This window comes from Caulobacter hibisci (assembly GCF_016135805.1).
GTDB classification, from domain to species: domain Bacteria; phylum Pseudomonadota; class Alphaproteobacteria; order Caulobacterales; family Caulobacteraceae; genus Caulobacter; species Caulobacter hibisci.
Genome location: NZ_JADWOX010000004.1, coordinates 142,872 through 161,298 on the forward strand (window position 1 = coordinate 142,872; position 18,427 = coordinate 161,298).

At 67.8% G+C, this 18,427-nt stretch carries 18 protein-coding genes; 12 read left to right on the plus strand and 6 right to left on the minus strand.

Annotation, left to right across the window (positions count from 1 at the left end; genetic code table 11):
- Nucleotides 1-61 precede the first annotated feature (61 nt).
- Nucleotides 62-391 (minus strand): hypothetical protein, encoded by a 330-nt coding sequence (locus I4Q42_RS08370; RefSeq protein ID WP_198575613.1) that lies wholly within the window; start codon nucleotides 389-391, stop codon nucleotides 62-64.
- A gap of 91 nt (nucleotides 392-482) precedes the next feature.
- Here I4Q42_RS08370 and I4Q42_RS08375 point away from each other — a divergent pair, with 91 nt between their 5' ends.
- From I4Q42_RS08375 to I4Q42_RS08385, 3 genes are all read left to right on the plus strand, one after another.
- Nucleotides 483-710 (plus strand): DUF1289 domain-containing protein, encoded by a 228-nt coding sequence (locus I4Q42_RS08375; protein WP_198575614.1) that lies wholly within the window; start codon nucleotides 483-485, stop codon nucleotides 708-710.
- Between the two features lie 289 nt (nucleotides 711-999).
- Entirely contained in the window at nucleotides 1,000-1,518 is a 519-nt protein-coding gene (locus I4Q42_RS08380) for a TIGR02281 family clan AA aspartic protease (RefSeq protein WP_198575615.1), read from the plus strand.
- Between the two features lie 112 nt (nucleotides 1,519-1,630).
- On the plus strand, nucleotides 1,631-2,563 hold the full coding sequence (locus I4Q42_RS08385) for an AraC family transcriptional regulator (RefSeq protein WP_198575616.1): 933 nt from the start codon (nucleotides 1,631-1,633) through the stop codon (nucleotides 2,561-2,563).
- Here I4Q42_RS08385 and I4Q42_RS08390 read toward each other — a convergent pair.
- Complete coding sequence (locus I4Q42_RS08390; protein ID WP_198575617.1) at nucleotides 2,550-3,893, minus strand: dicarboxylate/amino acid:cation symporter; 1,344 nt, start codon at nucleotides 3,891-3,893, stop codon at nucleotides 2,550-2,552. The two genes, I4Q42_RS08385 and I4Q42_RS08390, sit on opposite strands and share 14 nt — an antisense overlap.
- A 545-nt stretch (nucleotides 3,894-4,438) precedes the next feature.
- Between I4Q42_RS08390 and I4Q42_RS08395 the strand changes: the two genes are divergently transcribed.
- On the plus strand, nucleotides 4,439-4,696 hold the full coding sequence (locus I4Q42_RS08395; protein ID WP_101713103.1) for a GlsB/YeaQ/YmgE family stress response membrane protein: 258 nt from the start codon (nucleotides 4,439-4,441) through the stop codon (nucleotides 4,694-4,696).
- Nucleotides 4,697-4,816: 120 nt separating this feature from the next.
- On the opposite strand, the gene I4Q42_RS08400 is transcribed toward I4Q42_RS08395, so the two are convergent.
- Nucleotides 4,817-5,356: a hemerythrin domain-containing protein gene (locus tag I4Q42_RS08400; RefSeq protein WP_198575618.1), complete on the minus strand. Its 540-nt coding sequence runs from the start codon at nucleotides 5,354-5,356 to the stop codon at nucleotides 4,817-4,819.
- Between the two features lie 182 nt (nucleotides 5,357-5,538).
- Here I4Q42_RS08400 and I4Q42_RS08405 point away from each other — a divergent pair, with 182 nt between their 5' ends.
- Nucleotides 5,539-6,525, plus strand: coding sequence for a pectinesterase family protein (locus I4Q42_RS08405; RefSeq protein ID WP_198575619.1), 987 nt, complete (start codon nucleotides 5,539-5,541; stop codon nucleotides 6,523-6,525).
- 1 nt (nucleotide 6,526) lies between these two features.
- On the opposite strand, the gene I4Q42_RS08410 is transcribed toward I4Q42_RS08405, so the two are convergent.
- Both I4Q42_RS08410 and I4Q42_RS08415 read right to left on the minus strand, forming a co-directional pair.
- Nucleotides 6,527-7,846, minus strand: coding sequence for a sugar MFS transporter (locus tag I4Q42_RS08410; protein ID WP_198575620.1), 1,320 nt, complete (start codon nucleotides 7,844-7,846; stop codon nucleotides 6,527-6,529).
- Between the two features lie 1,088 nt (nucleotides 7,847-8,934).
- Nucleotides 8,935-10,167 (minus strand): FAD-dependent oxidoreductase, encoded by a 1,233-nt coding sequence (locus I4Q42_RS08415; RefSeq protein WP_198575621.1) that lies wholly within the window; start codon nucleotides 10,165-10,167, stop codon nucleotides 8,935-8,937.
- A 316-nt stretch (nucleotides 10,168-10,483) separates the two neighbouring features.
- Here I4Q42_RS08415 and I4Q42_RS08420 point away from each other — a divergent pair, with 316 nt between their 5' ends.
- From I4Q42_RS08420 to I4Q42_RS08450, 7 genes are all read left to right on the plus strand, one after another.
- Complete coding sequence (locus I4Q42_RS08420; protein ID WP_198575622.1) at nucleotides 10,484-11,128, plus strand: DUF47 domain-containing protein; 645 nt, start codon at nucleotides 10,484-10,486, stop codon at nucleotides 11,126-11,128.
- A 10-nt stretch (nucleotides 11,129-11,138) separates the two neighbouring features.
- Nucleotides 11,139-12,140 (plus strand): inorganic phosphate transporter, encoded by a 1,002-nt coding sequence (locus tag I4Q42_RS08425; RefSeq protein WP_198575623.1) that lies wholly within the window; start codon nucleotides 11,139-11,141, stop codon nucleotides 12,138-12,140.
- Nucleotides 12,137-12,706: an NUDIX hydrolase gene (locus tag I4Q42_RS08430; RefSeq protein WP_198575624.1), complete on the plus strand. Its 570-nt coding sequence runs from the start codon at nucleotides 12,137-12,139 to the stop codon at nucleotides 12,704-12,706. The genes I4Q42_RS08425 and I4Q42_RS08430 overlap by 4 nt, the downstream gene beginning before the upstream one ends.
- Before the next feature lie 60 nt (nucleotides 12,707-12,766).
- Entirely contained in the window at nucleotides 12,767-13,489 is a 723-nt protein-coding gene (locus I4Q42_RS08435; protein WP_198575625.1) for an endonuclease III domain-containing protein, read from the plus strand.
- A 42-nt stretch (nucleotides 13,490-13,531) separates the two neighbouring features.
- Complete coding sequence (locus I4Q42_RS08440) at nucleotides 13,532-14,251, plus strand: DUF72 domain-containing protein (protein WP_198575626.1); 720 nt, start codon at nucleotides 13,532-13,534, stop codon at nucleotides 14,249-14,251.
- 76 nt (nucleotides 14,252-14,327) lie between these two features.
- Nucleotides 14,328-14,756: a hypothetical protein gene (locus I4Q42_RS08445; RefSeq protein WP_198575627.1), complete on the plus strand. Its 429-nt coding sequence runs from the start codon at nucleotides 14,328-14,330 to the stop codon at nucleotides 14,754-14,756.
- Nucleotides 14,757-14,786: 30 nt separating this feature from the next.
- Complete coding sequence (locus I4Q42_RS08450; protein WP_198575628.1) at nucleotides 14,787-16,892, plus strand: hypothetical protein; 2,106 nt, start codon at nucleotides 14,787-14,789, stop codon at nucleotides 16,890-16,892.
- On the opposite strand, the gene I4Q42_RS08455 is transcribed toward I4Q42_RS08450, so the two are convergent.
- Nucleotides 16,873-18,369 (minus strand): CoA-acylating methylmalonate-semialdehyde dehydrogenase, encoded by a 1,497-nt coding sequence (locus I4Q42_RS08455; protein ID WP_198575629.1) that lies wholly within the window; start codon nucleotides 18,367-18,369, stop codon nucleotides 16,873-16,875. The genes I4Q42_RS08450 and I4Q42_RS08455 overlap by 20 nt on opposite strands.
- Nucleotides 18,370-18,427: the final 58 nt, after the last annotated feature.

Below are 18,427 nucleotides of genomic sequence, written 5' to 3' on the forward strand. Positions count from 1 at the left end.
TCCGATGCAAGCGCATCGCGCCAGATTGTTGGCGCGATGCGAAGAAATCAGCCTGCGGGAATCAGCTTTGCGTCAGCGACTTGCAGGCGCCGTCACGCTCATCGATCAGGGCGGCCTTGGCGTCGCCCTCGGCGCGGGTGGCCTGGCGCTTGGCGTCCGTGCGGGCGTTGTCCGCGCGTTCATCGGTGGAGATGTGGCGTCCCTGGCGCTGGATCTTGATCAGCGACTTGAGCGCGGCGGTGTCGGCCTCGCCCAGGGCCTTGGCCTCGGTCAGGCCCAGGCAGCGGTTGGCGCGGACGAACTGGGCGTCGTTCAGGCGATCGGCGGCCAGGGCCGGAGCCGCGACGGCGGCGAGCGAGGCGGCGGCGAGCAGGATGACGGTGGTGCGCATGGTTCTAGTCCCCAATGGTTTGCGGTCAGGTCGCGCGACCCCGGCGCGTCGAGCGGCTTGCGCGCGACGCCTCGGGCGGCGACATTCAGTCATGACTTCCGAGAACCGCCCTCCCCGTCCGATCGTCACGCCTTGCGTAAAGGTGTGCGCGGTGGACGGCGCCAGCGGGTTTTGCCTCGGTTGCCGGCGGACCCTGCAGGAGATCGCCGGCTGGTCGCGCTACAGCGACGAAGAGCGCGCGGCGATCATGGCCGCCCTGCCCCATCGTCCCGACCCGATGGAAAGCCTGATGGCCGCCCAGACGGGGTCGCGCGGCTGAAGCATCCCCAGGTTCTTGAAAGCATCGCAAGGCTTTGCATCAAGGTTGTTCCCGAAGCGTCGCTTCAACGACGATGAACATGAGCCTTCGAGGCGCGGTTCTGAAGTTAAATCCAATACATGAACTTTATTACATATTGAGCTGAGAATATTACGACGATTTAACTCGTCGCGGCGATGGTGTTTTGTTAACCAAGTAAATTCGCATCCCGATTTACCGCTTGAAAACGCCTTCACCGCTACTGTGCGAGTAAGGGTCGTAGAAACGGCCGCAAAGCCTTCGAGGCGGGGTGCTTTCGATGCTCAAGTTCACGGCGATTGCGATTGTCGGTGCGTTGTCGGCGGTTGGCGCGGCCAAGGCCGTGACGTCGCTGGACAGCACGCTGCGCCAATCGGTTCAGCCGGGCCCCGCCTCCGCGGCGGCCGCCACGCTGGGCGACGCCGGCGCCGCGCAGTTGACCAAGGGGCCCGACGGCCACTTCTGGGCCGAGGCCAAGGTCGATGGCCGCGCCGTGCGCTTCCTCGTCGATACTGGCGCCACCGCCGTCTCGCTCAGCAAGACCGACGCCCAGCGCCTGGGCATCGACGTCGCCAAGCTGAACTACGAATACGACGTCGTCACCGCCGACGGCCGCACCCGCGCGGCGTCAGTGAAGCTGGCCAGCGTGTCGATCGCCGGCGCCCGGGTGACCAATGTCGACGCCCTGGTGATCGAAAGCGGCCTGGAAACCTCGCTGCTGGGCATGAGCTATCTGGGCCGGCTGTCGCGCTTCGAGGCGACCCCGCGATCGCTCATCCTGCACCCCTGATCGCGCATTGCAGAAGCCTCTGGGCGCATGATCGCCCGGATTTCTTGCACGATCCTGCGTAACCGCGCTCGCCGCCATTGGCCTTCGCGTGCAAGCGCGCTAAATTCGTTTCATGCAAACCTCTCCAGCGTCGACGCCCGTCGACCGCCCTCGCCACCCGGCCCTGGCCGAGGCGATTGAACGATCCGTTTCGTCGGACGGCGTGCACCCCACCGTCATCCCGGGCCTATGGCTGGCGCGGATGTCCGAGCCCAGCCAGCCGGTCCATGGCGTGCACGAGGCCGCCGTCTGCATCATCGCCCAGGGCCGCAAGCAGGTCATGCTGGGCGAAGAGGTGTTCATCTACGACCACGCGCGTTTCCTGGTCGTGTCGGTCGACGTGCCCGTGGTCGGCCAGGTGATCGAGGCCAGCCCCGATGAGCCCTATCTGTGCGTGCGGCTCGACATCGACCCGCGACGCCTCAACGAATTGATCCTCGAGATCGACCCCGGCCCGGTGCGCAACGCCCCCGCGCCCGGCCTGTCGCTCAGCCCGACCTCGCCGGAACTGTTCGACGCCACCGTGCGGCTGGTGCGGCTGCTGGAGACGCCGGCCGACATTCCGGTGCTGGCGCCGCTGATCCAGCGCGAGATCCTCTATCGCCTGCTGCGCACCGACCAGGGGCCGCGGCTGCGCGAGATCGCCGCCTGCGAAAGCCGGTTGGGCCAGGTTTCGCGGGCCATCCTGTGGCTGCGGACCAACTATCACCAGCCGTTCCGGATGGAGACCCTGGCGGCCGAGGCGCGGATGAGCGCGTCGGCCCTGCACCAGCATTTCAAGGCGGTCACGGCCATGAGCCCGCTGCAGTACCAGAAGCAGTTGCGCCTTCAGGAAGCGCGGCGGCTGATCCTGGCCCAGGGCCTGGATGCAGCCACGGCCGGGCACAATGTCGGCTACGACAGCCCCTCGCAGTTCAGCCGCGAATACGCCCGGCTGTTCGGCGCCCCGCCGCTGCGCGACGCCACCCGGCTGCGGGCGCGGCCGGAACTGGTCAGGACTGCGTGACAGCGCCTTCCGGAGCGACGCCCGCGGCAGCGTCGTAGGCTGCCTGATCGAGAATGCCTTCCTGCTTGGCCACCAGGGTCGGCACCAGGGCCTGGCCGGCGACGTTCACGGCGGTGCGGCCCATGTCCAGGATCGGGTCGATGGCCAGCAGTAGGCCCGCGCCTTCCAGCGGCAGGCCCAGGGTCGACAGGGTCAGGGTCAGCATCACCGTCGCGCCGGTCAGGCCGGCCGTGGCGGCCGAGCCCAGCACCGAGACGGCGACGATCAGGGCGTAGTCGGCCACGCCCAGCGGCAGGTGGTAGAACTGGGCGATGAAGATCGCCGACAGGGCCGGATAGATGGCCGCGCAGCCGTCCATCTTGGTGGTCGCGCCCAGCGGCACGGCAAAGGCGGCATAGGCGCGCGGCACGCCCAGGCCCGCTTCGGTCACCGTCTCGGTCACCGGCAGAGTGCCGATCGACGAACGAGAGACGAAGGCCAGCTGGATGGCCGGCCAGGCGCTGGCGAAGAACTTCAGCGGATTGAGACCGTGCGCCGTCAGCAGGATCGGATAGACCACGAACAGCACCAGCCCGAGGCCCAGATAGATCGCGCCGGTGAAGGCGCCGAGCTGGCCCAGGGTCGTCCAACCGTACTGCGCCACGGCGTTGCCGAGCAGGCCGACCGTGCCGATCGGGGTCAGGCGGATCACCCAGCCCAGCACCTTGCGCACGACCGCCAGGGCCGAGGCGTTGAAGGCCAGGAAGCCCTCGCCGGCCTGGCCGACCCGCAGGGCGGCGATGCCGGTGGCCAGCGAGATCACCAGGATCTGCAGCACGTTGAACGACAGCGAGGTCGAGGCCCCAACCTCGCCGACCTTGGTCGAGGCGTTGAGGCCCAGGATGTTGGACGGCACCAAGCCGGTCAGGAAGTCGAGCCACGAGCCGTTGGTGCGCGGGGCGGCGGCGGTCGCCGCGTCGAGCGCGGCATGGGCGCCGGGTTGCAGGGTCACGCCGAGAGCGATGCCGATGGCAACAGCGATCAGGGCAGTGATCGCGAACCACAGCAGGGTCTTCCAGACCAGGCGGGCGGCGTTCTGCAGTTCGCGCAGGTTGGCGATGCTGGCGACGATGGCGGTGAAGACCAGCGGCGGCACCAGCACGCGCAGCAGCTGGATGAAGATCGCGCCGACCTGATGCAGGGTCTCGGCCAGGGCGTGGCCGGCCTGGCCTTCCTCGACGCCGAGGCGGCGGGCCAGCAGGCCCAAGGCCAGGCCCGCGACCATGCCGACCAGCACCTGGACGCCGAAGCCGCTGATGAAGCGGCTGGAGGGGGCGGTCGCCTGCGCCATGGGTCGGTTCCTGCTCATAAGGGCCGGCCGAAGCCGCCCCAAAACTCATAAAGCACCGGATGCCGGGCCACGGCTCGCACCGAAGGCCCGAAACTCTGGAATTTTCCTGCTCGCGCATATGAGGCGCGCGGTCGAACCAGTTTTTGTGCGATCCGGCGCCAGCCAAGCTGCAAGGGCTTGCGCAGGGCCATCAAAGCGCCGCGGCGGCGGCGTGTCACATGGTCAACAAGATGCTGGGCGCCTTAGTCTGACGATGCTTCCTCCCCTCAGTCGCTTTCCCGGAGCCGCCATGAGCACCTCCTTCCTGATCGGCGCGATCATCGGCTCGGCCCTGTTCATCGTCCTTGGCCGCGCGCCGGCCGAAAAGCTGCTGGCGGTGATCCAGGCCCGTATCGGCAAGCGCTGAGCCTTTCGCAAGCTTCGCGCCGCCGGCCTCCCGTCTTCGCGGCCCTGACACGCGTTCGTGTCGGAACGAAGTCTTGCTCAGCGCCTTTCCTCTGCATCGGACGCGCTGCTGCGCGCCAGTCAATGTTCAGGAGGCGCTCATGTCCATTCTCGCCTGGATCGTTCTGGGTCTTGTGGCCGGCTTCATCGCCAGCAAGCTCGTAAGCCGCAGCGGCGGCAGTCTGCTCGTGGATCTGGTGCTCGGCATCGTCGGCGCCCTGGTCGGCGGTTTCGTGTTCAACCAGTTCGGCGCTTCGGGCGTCTCGGGCTTCAACCTCTACAGCCTGCTGGTGGCGACCGTCGGCGCGGTGATCGTGCTGGCCATCTACCACCTGCTGGCCGGTCGACGGGCTTTGTAATCCCGACCAGGACATCGAAAGAACCCAAGACGCCCCCGGTCGACGACCGGGGGCGTTTTCTTTGTCTGGCGTGCTCGTGGCCATGGCCGGCCCGAGCGAGGCCGGCCATGAGCTCACGCATCAGTGGGTCTTGTCGCCGCCCAGTTCGGCCATCAGTTCAGCCTTGCGGGCTTCCATCCGCTCGCCCATCGCTTCGAGGTCCTCGTCGCCCTTCTTGGCCTGGGCGAACACGCCGCCGGGCTGCTCCTCTTCCTTGACGTGGTGCTTGATATACTCGCCGAGCACCTTGACCTTGGCGTCGTAGAATTCCTCGCTGGGCGTCATCGCCTCGATTTCGGCGATCAGCTTCTTGGCGCCGTCGTGCTCGACATAGGCCTCGTCGAGCAGGTCGTCCTCGACCTCGCCGCGGCTCTCCGGATAGAGGATCTCCTCCTCGATCTGGGTGTGGACCTTCAGCGCCAGGGCGATCTTGTTGAAGAGGGCCACCTTCTCGGCGTCCTTCTCGAGCTGCTCGTACTCGTCGAACATGGCCTCGACCTCGCGGTGATCGGCCTTCAGCAGGCGGATGGCCAGCGGATCGCGACGGCCGGTGCGACGCGTGCGACGGGCGGAAGCGGACTTGGTCTTGGCTTTCGAGGTGGACTTGGCGGCTGCGGCCATGGTGCGTCTCCCTGAGTGATCTTAAGTTCCCCGACCGGACCTCAAACCCTTCCGCCAACACCGATGTTCCTTGCGAACATCTCTCAATATTATCCGTCGGATAGCCGACGTCGCGTGATCATGCTGGCCAATTGTCTACCGGTGTCATATCCCTGGCGAAAACGCGCCGGGAGGATACGGCCATGACGATCTCCAGCTTCGCCAGGCGCTTGGCCCTGGCGGCCACGGCCCTGACCGCATTGACGGGCGCGGCGCCCTTGCGCCTGACGGTGGCCGTCGAAGGCAAGGCCGATCACCGCACGCTGCAGGCCGCCATCGACGCCCTGCCCGACGCCGGCGGCGAGATCGACATCGCGCCGGGGACCTATCGCGAGAAGCTGGCCATTGCCCGCAACGGCGTGCGCCTGGTCGGCAAGGGCAAGCGTCCGCAGGACGTGGTGCTGGTCTGGGGCGACGCCTCGGCCACCGTCGGCGGGACGCTGAAATCCGCCTCGGTGACGGTGTCGGGCGACGATTTCCTGGCCCGCAACCTGACCATCCAGAACGACTATCACCTGAATAGCGCCCAGCCCTCCCAGGCCGTGGCCCTGGCGCTGATGGGCGACCGGGCCCAGCTCTACAAGGTGCGCCTCCTGGGCGCGCAGGACACGCTGTACGCCGCCAGCCGCAAGGGCAGGCCGCCGAGCCGGCAGTACTTCCGAGACTGCTACGTCGAGGGCCACGTGGACTTCATCTTCGGCGACAGCAAGGCGGTGTTCGACCGCTGCACGATCCACGGCGTCGCCAACGCTACGGTGATGATCACCGCCCAGAGCAAGGACGCACCCGACCAGGACAGCGGCTACGTCTTCGACCGCTGCACCATCACCGCCGACCCGAAGGTGGGCGAGCTGTGGCTGGGCCGGGCCTGGCGGCCCTACGCGACGGTGGTGTTCCTGCGCACCCGGATCGACGCTGATGTGCAGCCCAAGGGCTGGCGGGAATGGACGCCGGGCAAGACCGAGACCTTCAAGACGGCCTACTACGCCGAATACGCCTCGACCGGACGTGGGGCGAACCCGGCGGCGCGGGAGCCCAGCGCTCACGCCCTGGACGCGAAAACGGCGGAGCGCTGGACGCCCCGCCGCTTCCTTGCAGGTCCGGACGGGTGGAAGCCCGGCCAGTTTTAGATCACTCGGCCGGCGCTGCGGCCAGATCGTCCTGGACGAACAGCGCCGGGGCCGGCTTGCGGGCCGACCAGCCGAAGGCGGCGATGACCAGGTAGCAGGCGGCCGGCAGCAGGAAGGCCAGGCCCAGGCCGAAATGGTCGCCCAGGAAGCCGGTGGCCGGCGGGATCAGGGCGCCGCCGACGATGGCCATGCACAGCAGGCCCGAGGCCTGCGGCGTGCGGTGGCCCATGCCCTCGATGCCGAGGGTGAAGATGGTCGGGAACATGATCGAGTTGAAGAAGCCGATGGCGATCAGAGCATAGCCGGCCTGCGGGCCGACGCTGAAGGCCGAGACCAGGATCAGCACGATGGCCGCCAGCGAGGCGACGGTCAGCACCTTGCCCGGCGACACCTTGGCCAGAATGAACGAGCCGAAGAACCGGCCGATGGTGGCGCCGCCCCAGTACCAGGCGACCATGCTGCCGGCCTTGGTCAGGGTCAGGCCCAGGGTGTCGGACTGGGTCAGGTAAGTGGTCATGTAGGTGCCGATCGCCACCTCGGCGCCGACATAGACGAAGATGCAGAGCACGGCGAAGGCCAGGCGCTTGTACTTCAGCATGCCCAGCATCTCGCCGACGCCGACGGCCTTTTCAGCCTGCGGGGCGGCGCTGTTCTTGCGCAGCAGCCAGAACAGCAAGGCCAGGGCCAGCAGCACGCCGGCGATGATCAGGTAAGGGGTCTGGACGGCGTGGGCCTGGGTGTGGCGCAGGGCGGTCAGCTCGGCGGCCGACAGGGTGGCCGCGTCCGGCGCCTTCTCGATGTGGCTGAGGATCAGGGCCGAGCCGACGAAGGGCGCCAGGAAGGTGCCGACCGAGTTCAGGAACTGGGCGAAGGTCAGGCGGGCCGAGGCCGTCTCGCTCTTGCCGAGGATGGCGACCAGCGGATTGGCGGCGACCTGCAGGATGGTGATGCCCGAGGCCAGCACGAACAGGGCGGCCAGGAAGCCGCCATAGACGCCGGCGTTGGCGGCGGGGGCGAACATCAGGCAGCCGACCATCATGACCAGCAGGCCGACGACGACGGTGCGCAGATAGCCGACCTTGGCCAGCAGGAAGCTCGCCGGCAGCGAGACGACGGCATAGCCGATGAAGAAGGCGAACTGGGTCAGGCCGGCTTCGAAGTTAGACAGCGAGAACAGCGACTTCAGCGCCGGCGCCACCAGGTCGACCAGGCAGGTCGAGAAGCCCCAGGCGAAGAAGAGAAGAATCACGAAGGGCAGCAGCGCCGCCCCCTTACCGCTTGCGCCGCCCGTCGTCGGCGTCGCGCCAGCCATGCCTGCCATCTGTTTTCACTCCCCTGTCCGTCTTCGCGGGACGGCGTAGTCGCCCCGAACGTGACAACGTTGTCAAGCATGTGGCCTGATTTCTCCACGTTGGGAACGGTATCAAGCGGGGGCTGGGCGGCTGGAGTGAACCCTTCTCCCCTTGCGGGAGAAGGTGGCGGCCGGTAGCGAGGAACCTCCCCCTGTGGGGGAGGCGATCGCGCAGCAATCGGAGGGGGGAGTTGGTGCGAGATCTGCCGACGCCTCGGAAGCTGAGAACGTCCCCCCACCGGCCTTCGGCCGCCTCCCCACGGGGGGAGGTTCCTTGTCGCTGAACACGCGCTTTCGCGCTCACGCGGAAAACCGCTGAGTTGATTGGAGAGGGCGCGGGGCGTCCGGGCATCGCCCGGATGTGTGAGTTTGAATACCGTTTCGACGAAGCTCTGACGCCCCGCGCGATCGTTGAACCTCAGGCCGGGGCGCGCGGGCCTCTTCCGCCCTGTGCCCCTTCCCCATGCAATGCGCCCCGTTTCTTGGCGGCCAGGCGTGCATGCGGCGCGGACCCTCGGACGGGCGGAAGGCCAATGTCGGCAGCCTCCCGATGGATGGGTTTACGTCCCCCATCCTCATTTAAGCCTGGCCCGGCCCTGCTCACGCAGCTCCGGCGGCCCCGCTCGATCGCATCGCCGTCGCACGCTTCGGGCCGGATCCTTGCGCCCTCTCCCTGCGACGGGACGGGGTCTATTGTGCGGGGGATTTGAGTGCGTCTGATAAGTTCGGGTGAGAAAGTTGCAGGGCGTTGATTTCGCTGGGGTTCGGCTGACGTGCGACGGGGATCGACGGGGCTCTATCCCCGTCAACCACACCCAAAGTTCGCCTTCCTGGGCTTTGTGCCCAGGATCCATCGTTCCGCTGCTCAGACCTTGGCAGGACGGTCGAGGTTTGAGCGGTCGCCGGCTCGCCACGAGGGCGGGGGAGGCGGGAATTTGTTGGCTTGGACGGTGGGGTTTTAGACGCCGTGCCGGCACGCCGGTTGGCGGCGTAACCCCTCACCCTCCCAGGCTTCGCCTAGGCCCCTCCCTCTCCCTTTGGGAGAGGGTCAAACCAACCTAAGCCGCGACGCGGACCGGGGCGGTGACGCGGGCCAGGACGGCGGCGGCGGCGGTGAGGCCGGTGCGGATGGATTGGTCCTCGGCGCTGTCGCCATGGGTTCCGGCGCGGCCGGCCAGGTGCAGGCCGGAAAAGTGCAGGCGCAGGTCCAGGCCGATCATCTTCAGGTGCTCGTCGCAGGCCTCGTCGTGGATCGGGTGGACCTTGCGCTGGCGCACCACCTGGGCGTCGCGGATCGAGCCCGGCGCAACCAGGCCCAGGCGCTGGGCCTCGGCGACGGCCTGCGCCACGAGGGACGCGTCATCGGCGGTCCACAGGGCGTCGCCTTCGAAGCAGTAGTAGTCGAGCGCCAGGGCGCCCTCTTCCAGCGCGCGGGCGCGGGCGGCCTTGATGGCCGGGTCGTGGATCTCGGCCAGGGCGGGCGCGCGGCGGCGGCCCGGCGCGGCGGCGAAGGCCACCGTGACCTGGTCGCGGTACATCAGCTCGCAGGCGTGGAACAGGCTGATCGGCGTGGGCGACAGCGCGCCCATCAGCTCGCGCAGCGGCATGGTCGAGATCACCTGATCGGCGGTGAGGATCTCGACGACGCCGTCCTGGCGTTCGGCGGTCACGGTCCAGACGCCGCTGGCGCGGTCGCGACGCAGGCTGGTCGCTGTCAGGCCAAGGCGCGTCTCGCCGCCGGCGGCATGGATGGCGCGAGCGCAGGCGTCCCACAGCTGGCCCGTGCCCAGGCGCGGACGCCAAGCGGCTTCGGACTGGAAGCTGGGACAGGCCGGCTGGGCCGGGGTCTCGTCGGGGCGCAGGGCCCACAGCTTGTGGGCGTAGTCGCCCAGTCGACGGGCGACGCGGCGACCAAAGCGCCGGGTCAGCCATTCGCCGAGGGTCTTGGAATTGGCGATCGGGCGCAGCCTGGCGCTCAGCAGCGCCCCGATGGCGGCGCCGGGACGGCCGCGCGCGGCGCCCTCCCCCGCCAGGCGCATGGCGCCGGGGGCCTCGACAACGTCGTCGGACAGCAGGGCCGTCCAGAAGGCGCGGATGGCCGGATCGGCCGAGCTCAGCCGGCGGCCGGAGATGTCGAGGGAAAAGCTGTCGAAGCGCACGGTGCGCGCCGCGCCGCCGATCGCTTCGGCTTCGATCACGGTGACCGCGCGGCCGGCGCAGGCCAGGGCGTGGGCGGCCGACAGACCGGCGGGCCCGGCCCCGATCACCAGCGTCTCGACATGTTCGCCCATCTTGGCCTCCCCGAATTCAGGCTTCGAGGATCAGCCGGCAAGGTTAAGAACATCGTTCAGATTTGGGCCGACCAAGGGCTTTGCGGCGGCTTGGGACGCTATGTCGCGGCGCCGACCCTTCACGCCGCGGATGGCCCGCCGACCGATACCCCTCGCGATCGCCGCGCTCGCCAAGGCTCGAACTGTCACAAAACTTTCACAGAAGGACTTGAACGCCGCCCTCTTCCGTGGTTCCGCTCCGGCCAATGGCGCGGATGATCCCGATACGGACGTCCGCGTTTTTCGTTACCGCGCTTCGAACAGAGGATGAAGCGACATGCTGGGTTTGTTCCGGGCGATCATGCCCAAGGAAGACCGCTTCTTCGACCTTTTCGCCCAGCACGCCCAGACCCTGGTGGCGGGCGCCAAGGCGCTGAGCGACCTGATGAGCGGCGCCGACACCATCGAGGCGGCCACCAACCGGGTGAACCAGCATGAGGAAGAGGCCGACGAGATCACCCGCCAGGTGATGCAGGCCGTGCGCCGCAGCTTCATCACGCCCTTCGACCGCAGCGACATCCAGGACCTGACGACGTCGCTGGACGACGCCATCGACCAGATGCGCAAGACCGCCAAGGTGGTCAGCCTGTTCGAGGTCAAGAGCTTCGAGCCGCAGATGAAGGCGATGGCGGAGATCATCGTCCAGGCCGCCGACCTGACGGCCGAGGCCGTGTCGCTGCTGCCGAAGATGCGCCACAACGCCCAGCGCCTGAGCGACCTGGCCGTCAAGATCACCCAGATCGAGGAACAGGCCGACCAGATGTACGACATCGGCCGCAAGGAACTGTTCCTGGCCCACCGCGAGGCCGACCCGATGGCCTTCATCGTCGGCATCGACATCTACAGCCACCTGGAAAAGGTGGTCGACCGCTTCGAGGACGTGGCCAACCGCATCAGCGGCATCGTCGTCGAGCAGGTCTGAGACCCGCGCCGTGGATCCCACGTTCCTCATCCTGGTGTTCCTGGTCGTCGTCGCCCTGGCGTTCGACTTCCTGAACGGCCTGCACGACGCGGCCAACTCGATCGCCACCATCGTCTCCACCCGCGTGCTGTCGGCGAAGTGGGCGGTGATCTGGGCGGCGTTCTTCAACTTCATCGCCTTCCTGTTCTTCGGCCTGCACGTGGCCAAGATGGTCGGCTCGGGGATCGTCGATCCGCACATCATCAGCGACCGGCTGATCTTCGCCGCCCTGATGGGGGCGATCAGCTGGAACCTGCTGACCTGGTGGCTGGGCATTCCGTCGTCGAGCTCGCACGCCCTGATCGGCGGCCTGGTCGGCGCGGCCATCGCCAAGGTCGGGGGCCTCTCCGCCATCCAGTGGGCGGGCCTGGGCAAGACCGCGGCCGGCATCGTGGTGTCGCCGACGGTCGGCTTCGTGCTGGCGCTGGTGCTGGTGCTGATCGTCTCCTGGACGTTCCTGAAGAGCTCGCCGTTCTTCGCCGACCGGGTGTTTCGCAAGCTGCAGTTCGTCTCGGCCGCGATGTACAGCCTGGGCCACGGGGGCAACGACGCCCAGAAGACCATGGGCATCATCGCCGCCCTGCTGTTCGCCCACGGGGCCACAGACGCTCCGGGACACATTCCGTTCTGGGTGGTGATCGCCTGTCAGACGGCCATGGGCCTGGGGACCTTGTTCGGCGGCTGGCGCATCGTCCACACCATGGGCAGCAAGATCACCCGCCTCACGCCTATGCAGGGTTTCTGCGCGGAGACCGGCGGAGCGATCACTTTGTTCCTCGCCACGCATATCGGCGTTCCTGTCTCGACGACTCACACGATCACGGGCGCTATTGTCGGCGTCGGCGCTTCGCGCCGAGTCTCGGCGGTGCGCTGGGGCGTGGCCAAGAACATCGTCGTGGCCTGGGTCGTGACGCTTCCGGCGGCGGCCCTGACGGCGGCGCTGTTCTACTATCTCGGGTTCTGGATGACGTGACGGACGGGACGGTCAAGCAGACTGGCGGCGCGAAGGGCGGCGGCAAGCGTCGCCAGGTCGCCGCCCTGCCCTGGCGCGGCGACGGCGCCGGGCTGGAGATCCTGCTCGTCTCGTCGCGCGAGACCCGCCGCTGGGTGATCCCCAAGGGCTGGCCGATGAAGGACAAGGCCGACCACCAGGCCGCCGCCCAGGAAGCCTATGAAGAGGCGGGCCTCGACGGCAAGATCGTCGAGGCGGCCTTCGGCGAGTACGAATATCTCAAGCGGCTGAAGAGCGGCGCGGCGCGGCTGGTCAAGGTGGACGTCTATCCGCTGAAGGTGACCGGAGAGCATGCGACCTGGCCCGAGAAGGGTCAGCGAACCCTGAAATGGATGTGTCCGGTCGAGGCGGCGCTCGCGGTGCAGGAGCCCGACTTGCGCGACCTGATCGCCCGCTTCGCCGGCATCGCCGTGCCGGTCGAGGAGCGTCCAGCCCCGGACCAGGCGCCGACGCCGGTGCGGGTGGCGTTCCAGCGGCTGCGGCGGCGGGTCACCGCCCTGTGGGGACGGGCGCGGCGACAGCGCTAGATTGTGGACAACCGCGCGATCGGCGCATAATGTTCGCATTATGTTCCAGATGGTCGCGCCATGCAGCTTTCCCTGAACCTCGCCCGCTCGCCGCTCGAAGGCGTGCGCGACGCTTTGCTCGAGGCCTTCGGTCCGCAGCGGCCCAAGGCGCGGATGGATCCGGTGTCGCAGCTGGTGAAGTCGTCGATCAGCCACCGGACTCTGGATGCAACGTCGTGGGCGGCGTTCCTGCGACTGCAATCGGAGTTCCAGACCTGGGAAGACCTGGCGCGGGCCGAGCCGGAAACGGTGCTGGCGCTCATCGCCGACGTCACCCATGCCGAGGACAAGGCGCGGCGGCTGCCGCTAGCCTTGCGGATGGTCGAGGCGCGGGTCGGCTGGCTGTCGCTGAGCCACCTGCGCAACCAGACGGTGGAACAGGCCCGGCACGAGCTGCGCGCCCTGCCCGGCGTCGGCCAGAAGGTGGCCGCCAGCGTGCTCAACTTCAGCACCCTGGCGATGCGTGACCTCGTGGTCGACAGCCATGTGCACCGCACGGCCCAGCGGCTGGGCCTGGTCGGTTCTGGCGATCCGACCCACAGCTATCACGGCTTGATGGCCCTGGTTCCCGACAGCTGGACCGCCGACGACCTGTTCGAGCTGCACTGCCTGATGAAGCACGGCCTGGGCCAGATGCTGTGCCAGCACGACGCGCCGAGATGCGGGGCCTGTCCGCTGAAGGCCCAGTGCCGGCGGGTCGGCGTCGAGGGCGCGCGGGTGCTGGAATGGCGGCCGCGCACCTGAGGCGGGGTTTGAACGGAAGGTCGTTTCGCGCACTGGCCCAGGATGGATATTCGCATCGGCACGGCCGGCTGGAGCTTTCCGCGCGCGCTTGAGGCCTTCCCGAAGGACGGCACGGGCCTGGGGCGCTACGCCGCCGTCTTCGATTGCGTCGAGATCAACTCGTCCTTCTATCGGCCGCATCAGCGCAAGACCTATGAGCGCTGGGCGGCGAGCACGCCGGAGCGGTTCCGGTTCGCGGTGAAGGTCCCGAGGACGATTACCCACGAGCGGCGGCTGGTCGGGGCCGGCGACCTCGTGGCGCGGTTCCTCGACGAGACCGACGGCCTGGGCGGCAAGCGCGGGCCGCTGCTGATCCAGCTGCCGCCCAGCCTGAGGTTCGAGGCGGGCGTGGTGGACAGGTTCCTGGCCGACTGGCGCGAGCGCACCGACGCGCCGACCGTGCTGGAACCGCGCCATGCCGGTTGGTTCGCGGCCGAGCCGGAGGCGCTGCTGGCGTCGTTCGGGATCGCTCGGGTCGCCGCCGATCCGGCCCTGGTTCCGCAGGCGGCCGAGCCTGGCGGCTCGCCCGCCCTCGCCTACCGCCGTTGGCACGGCGCGCCGGTCATCTATGAGAGCGCCTATTCGCCGGAGGCTCTCGACCGCTTGGCCGAACGACTGCGGACCGAGGCCAGCGGGGCCGACACCTGGTGCGTGTTCGACAACACCAAGTTCGGCGCGGCGACCACGGATGCCCTGGGCGTGATGGCGCGGCTGAATCGGTGAGCCCTCGCAGAGTCGCCTCCCCTCAAGCTAAGAGCTGAAGACCACCCCGGTCACGGCCACGAAGGAGAAGCGGTCCATGGACGAGCACACGGAAGCCCGGCGGCCGGGCGCTGCCCTGATGGCCGCCCCGACGGCGCTCGCCAGGTTTCTGGAGACGGCCGACACGCGCCTTCTGGAAGGGATCTTCTCGTCGGGCGACGTCACGATCCTGGAGAACTTCCCGCCTCATGTTTTTCTCGGCCAAGCGGGATTGGCGCGCTGGCGCGAGCTGATGACCGGGCACGTGAGCGCCATAAGCGACCTAGCGCACCGCTTCGGAGCGCCGCAGGACTTCGTGGAAACCGGCGACACCGTCCATTTCACCTTGCCCACCCAGTGGAGCGGCGTGCGGGACGACCATGCCTTCACCGAACAGGGTGGCTGGACATTCGTGCAGACTTGGGAAGACGACGCGTGGCGTATCCGCTCCTATGGCTGGGCGGTGATCCGTTTCGAGCGGACCTGACGGCCGCGTCTCGGCGGATGGGAGGCCAGCTTGGACGGCGGAACCGAAGCTCCCGAAGACAAACCGGCTGGAGCCAAGGGTGATCCGCGCGCCACGACGGCCCAGCTGATCGAGGACGCTCAGCATCGCTTCGAGCAGTCATCGATTCGGATCGCGGAAGTGCTCGCCGCGAGCGATCCGCCCGCGGTGCTGGCGCGCCTGGCGACGCACCTGATCGTACTGTTGAGTGAGGCGGGAGGAGCCACGACGTCCGCGTCCGTCATCCACCACCATCATCTGGAGCTGCTCCAGGCGTTCGCGCTTCGGGGGAGCCGGCGGGGACGCGGAGAGCGCGGCGTCGACGAGACGGCCGTGGCGTTGATCCCGCTATTGCAGGAGAACGCCAAGGCCTTCAACGACCGGTTGGCGGGCGCCCTCGCTGAAACCGAAGACCGGCATCTGGCGCTGGCCCTGCACCAGATCCGAGCCGACACCCAGACGGTGCGCGGTGAATTCCATCCAGCCCAGATGGACCGCTATCTGCGAGCGCTGCTGTCGCGGTTCGACGACAGGTTTCGCGCCGTTCACGGCGTTTCCGGGCTTCACCTCGCCGACGTGCTGACGGCGCTGCTCGACCGTTTCGAGACCAACATCAACACGTGGTCCAGGAGGACCGCCATCCTGTTCCCGGCGGCGAAGCGACCGCTCGTCGAGGTCTATGGCTTCACTGCCGCCGACGTTCGCGACATCTTGCCCGCAGGCGCCGACGAGGCGGCGGTGATGGCGATCCTGGAGCGATGGTCGCTGGGCTATGGCGACCTGTCCGCCCTGCCCGCCCATCGGGTCCTCCTGAACAATCCGGTCTGGACCAAACCTTTCATCCGGGTCGCCGAAGGCGTCTTCGAGTGGCCAAATCCCGGCTCGACGATCGCTTTCTTCCTGGCGATGTTCGAAACGCTGTTCGACGCCGACGCGGCGCTGAAGAAGGCTTATGAGAAGGCTCGCGGCCCCTTCCTGGAAGATGAGCTGGGCCGGCTGCTGAAAGAGCAGTTCGGCGCCGATCGGGTCTTCACCCGGATGAAGTGGCGCGACGATCTCGATGGCGTTGGATACGAAACCGACGCCTTCGTCCTGATCGATGGCGTGGCGATCATCTTCGAGGCCAAGGGCGGCCGCGTTGCCCCCGAAGCCAAGCGCGGCGCCGACGACCGGCTGCAACGCGAGATCGTCAAATTGCTGGAAGAGCCTGCGATCCAATCGGCGCGCCTGGAGGCGCTTCTGACCCGGCGCCGCGAGACGCATTGCTTCTCGGCGCATGAGGGTGCGGTGGAGATCGACAGCCGCGGGATCGACAGGTTCCTGCGCTACAACATCACCCTCAATATCCTGGGTCCCTTGAACACGCACTGGCCGTCACTGGTGAAGGCCGGCCTGATCAGCGCGGAGACACCACACACGCCGACCATGTGCATCGGCGACCTGGATGTCGTCTGCGAGATCCTCGAGGCCCCGGGCGAGATCGTCCATTACCTGCGTCGCCGAGCCGCATTCGAGCGCGAGGTGACCTTCATCGCCGACGAGCACGACCTGCTCGCCGCCTATCTCGATTGCGGCCTCGATATCAATCAGTTCGCGCCGGGCGCCATTCTGCACAGCCTCTACGGCAGGTCGCGCGCTCTCGACTCCTATCTGTCGCTGTCGATGCACCCGGAGGCCAGGCCGGCAAAACCGGGGCGACGGCGAACGGCCTTGTGGCGGCGCATGCTGTCGGACCTCGACGAACGCCGCGTGCCGGAATGGCTGGAGCTTTCGCATCGGCTTCTGAACATCGAGCCCGACCTTCAGGCGATGCTGGCAGCGCGACTTCCCAAGATGCGGCGGCGGATGCTGTGGTCCTGGCGACGCACCAACGCCGAGTGGGTTCTGATCCTGAACTCGAAGGGAGATCCTCGCCCGCCCGCGGTTTTCGTCGCCTACAAGGCAGCGACGCCGGAGGACCGCACCAGGATCATGCGAACCGCCGGAGGCGCGCTTCTGAAGGAAAGCGGCGCCCCCGACGGACTGGTCATAGCGTTTGATGCCCGGCGCAGATCGGGCTCTTGCAGCGAGCTGGCGATCGTAACCGCCGCCCCGCCCCCTACTTCATCGTCGGGATGACGAAGGCGCTGTCCTCGACGTCGCCTTCTGGCCAGCGGGCCGTGACCGTCTTCACCTTAGTGTAGAACTTCACGCCCTCGACGCCGTGCTGGTTGGTGTCGCCGAAGGCGCTGCGCTTCCAGCCGCCGAAGGTGTGATAGGCCACCGGCACCGGGATCGGCACGTTGATGCCGACCATGCCGACGTTCACGCGCGCGGCGAACTCGCGGGCGGCGCGGCCGTTGCGGGTGAAGATGGCGACGCCGTTGCCGTATTGGTGCTCGGACGGCAGGGCCAGGGCTTCTTCGAAGCTCTCGGCGCGGACCATCTGCAGGACCGGGCCGAAGATCTCTTCCTGATAGGTCTTCATACCCTTGGTGACGCCGTCGAACAGCGACGGGCCGATGAAGAAGCCCTTCTCGAAGCCTTGCAGCTGGAAGTCGCGGCCGTCGACCACCAGCTCGGCGCCCTCGTCGACGCCGATCTGGATATAGTCGGCGATCTTGGCGCGGTGCTGGCTGGAGACGACGGGACCGTAGTGGGCGGCGGTGTCGGTGGAGATCCCGACCTGCAAGGTCTCGATCTCGGCGACCAGGCGCTCACGCAGTTCGTCGCCGGTGGCCTTGCCGACCGGGACCACGACCGGCAGGGCCATGCACCGCTCGCCGGCCGAGCCGAAGGCCGCGCCGGACAGGTCCTTCACGACCTGGTCGAGGTCGGCGTCGGGCAGGACGATGCCGTGGTTCTTGGCGCCGCCCATGGCCTGGACGCGTTTTCCGTGCGCCGTACCGGTCTGGTAGACGTAATGGGCGATGTCGGAACTGCCCACGAAGCTGACCGCGCGGATCAGCGGATGGGTCAGGATGGCGTCGACGGCGCTCTTGTCGCCGTGGATGACGTTGAGCACGCCCTCGGGCGCGCCGGCCTCCATCATCAGCTCGGCCAGCTTGACCGGAACCGTGGGATCCTTCTCCGACGGCTTGAGGATGAAGCTGTTGCCCACAGCGATGGCGACGCCGAACATCCACATCGGGATCATGGCCGGGAAGTTGAACGGGGTGATGCCCGCGACCACGCCCAGGGGCTGGCGCATCGAATAGACGTCGATGCCGGGGCCCGCGCCCTCGGTATATTCGCCCTTGAGGATGTGGGGGATGCCGCAGGCGAACTCGATGACCTCGAGGCCGCGCTGGATGTCGCCCTTCGAGTCGGCGATGACCTTGCCGTGCTCGGACGACAGGATCTCGGCCAGCGAATTCATGTCGCGCTCGATCAGGCGCTTGAACTCGAACATCACCCGGGCGCGGCGCTGGGGATTGGTCGCCGCCCAGCCGATCTGGGCCTTGGCGGCCGCCTGCACGGCCGCGTCGACCTCGGCGTCGCTGGCCAGCTGGACGCGGGCCTGGACCTCGCCGGTATTGGGATTGAAGACGTCGCCATAGCGCCCCGAGGCGCCGATAAGGGCTTGGCCGTTCACGAAATGGGCGATGTCTCGCATGATGCACTCCCTAACGCTGTTTTTCGGCGTCAATAGCATCCGAGAAACGGCGCGTATC

Coding starts and splice junctions, on each gene's coding strand:
- I4Q42_RS08370 (WP_198575613.1), bottom strand. CDS start 391: ATGCGCACCACCGTCATCCTGCTCGCCGCCGCCTCGCTCGCCGCCGTC.
- I4Q42_RS08375 (WP_198575614.1), top strand. CDS start 483: ATGACTTCCGAGAACCGCCCTCCCCGTCCGATCGTCACGCCTTGCGTA.
- I4Q42_RS08385 (WP_198575616.1), top strand. CDS start 1,631: ATGCAAACCTCTCCAGCGTCGACGCCCGTCGACCGCCCTCGCCACCCG.
- I4Q42_RS08390 (WP_198575617.1), bottom strand. CDS start 3,893: ATGGCGCAGGCGACCGCCCCCTCCAGCCGCTTCATCAGCGGCTTCGGC.
- I4Q42_RS08395 (WP_101713103.1), top strand. CDS start 4,439: ATGTCCATTCTCGCCTGGATCGTTCTGGGTCTTGTGGCCGGCTTCATC.
- I4Q42_RS08400 (WP_198575618.1), bottom strand. CDS start 5,356: ATGGCCGCAGCCGCCAAGTCCACCTCGAAAGCCAAGACCAAGTCCGCT.
- I4Q42_RS08405 (WP_198575619.1), top strand. CDS start 5,539: ATGACGATCTCCAGCTTCGCCAGGCGCTTGGCCCTGGCGGCCACGGCC.
- I4Q42_RS08410 (WP_198575620.1), bottom strand. CDS start 7,846: ATGGCAGGCATGGCTGGCGCGACGCCGACGACGGGCGGCGCAAGCGGT.
- I4Q42_RS08415 (WP_198575621.1), bottom strand. CDS start 10,167: ATGGGCGAACATGTCGAGACGCTGGTGATCGGGGCCGGGCCCGCCGGT.
- I4Q42_RS08420 (WP_198575622.1), top strand. CDS start 10,484: ATGCTGGGTTTGTTCCGGGCGATCATGCCCAAGGAAGACCGCTTCTTC.
- I4Q42_RS08435 (WP_198575625.1), top strand. CDS start 12,767: ATGCAGCTTTCCCTGAACCTCGCCCGCTCGCCGCTCGAAGGCGTGCGC.
- I4Q42_RS08440 (WP_198575626.1), top strand. CDS start 13,532: ATGGATATTCGCATCGGCACGGCCGGCTGGAGCTTTCCGCGCGCGCTT.
- I4Q42_RS08445 (WP_198575627.1), top strand. CDS start 14,328: ATGGACGAGCACACGGAAGCCCGGCGGCCGGGCGCTGCCCTGATGGCC.
- I4Q42_RS08455 (WP_198575629.1), bottom strand. CDS start 18,369: ATGCGAGACATCGCCCATTTCGTGAACGGCCAAGCCCTTATCGGCGCC.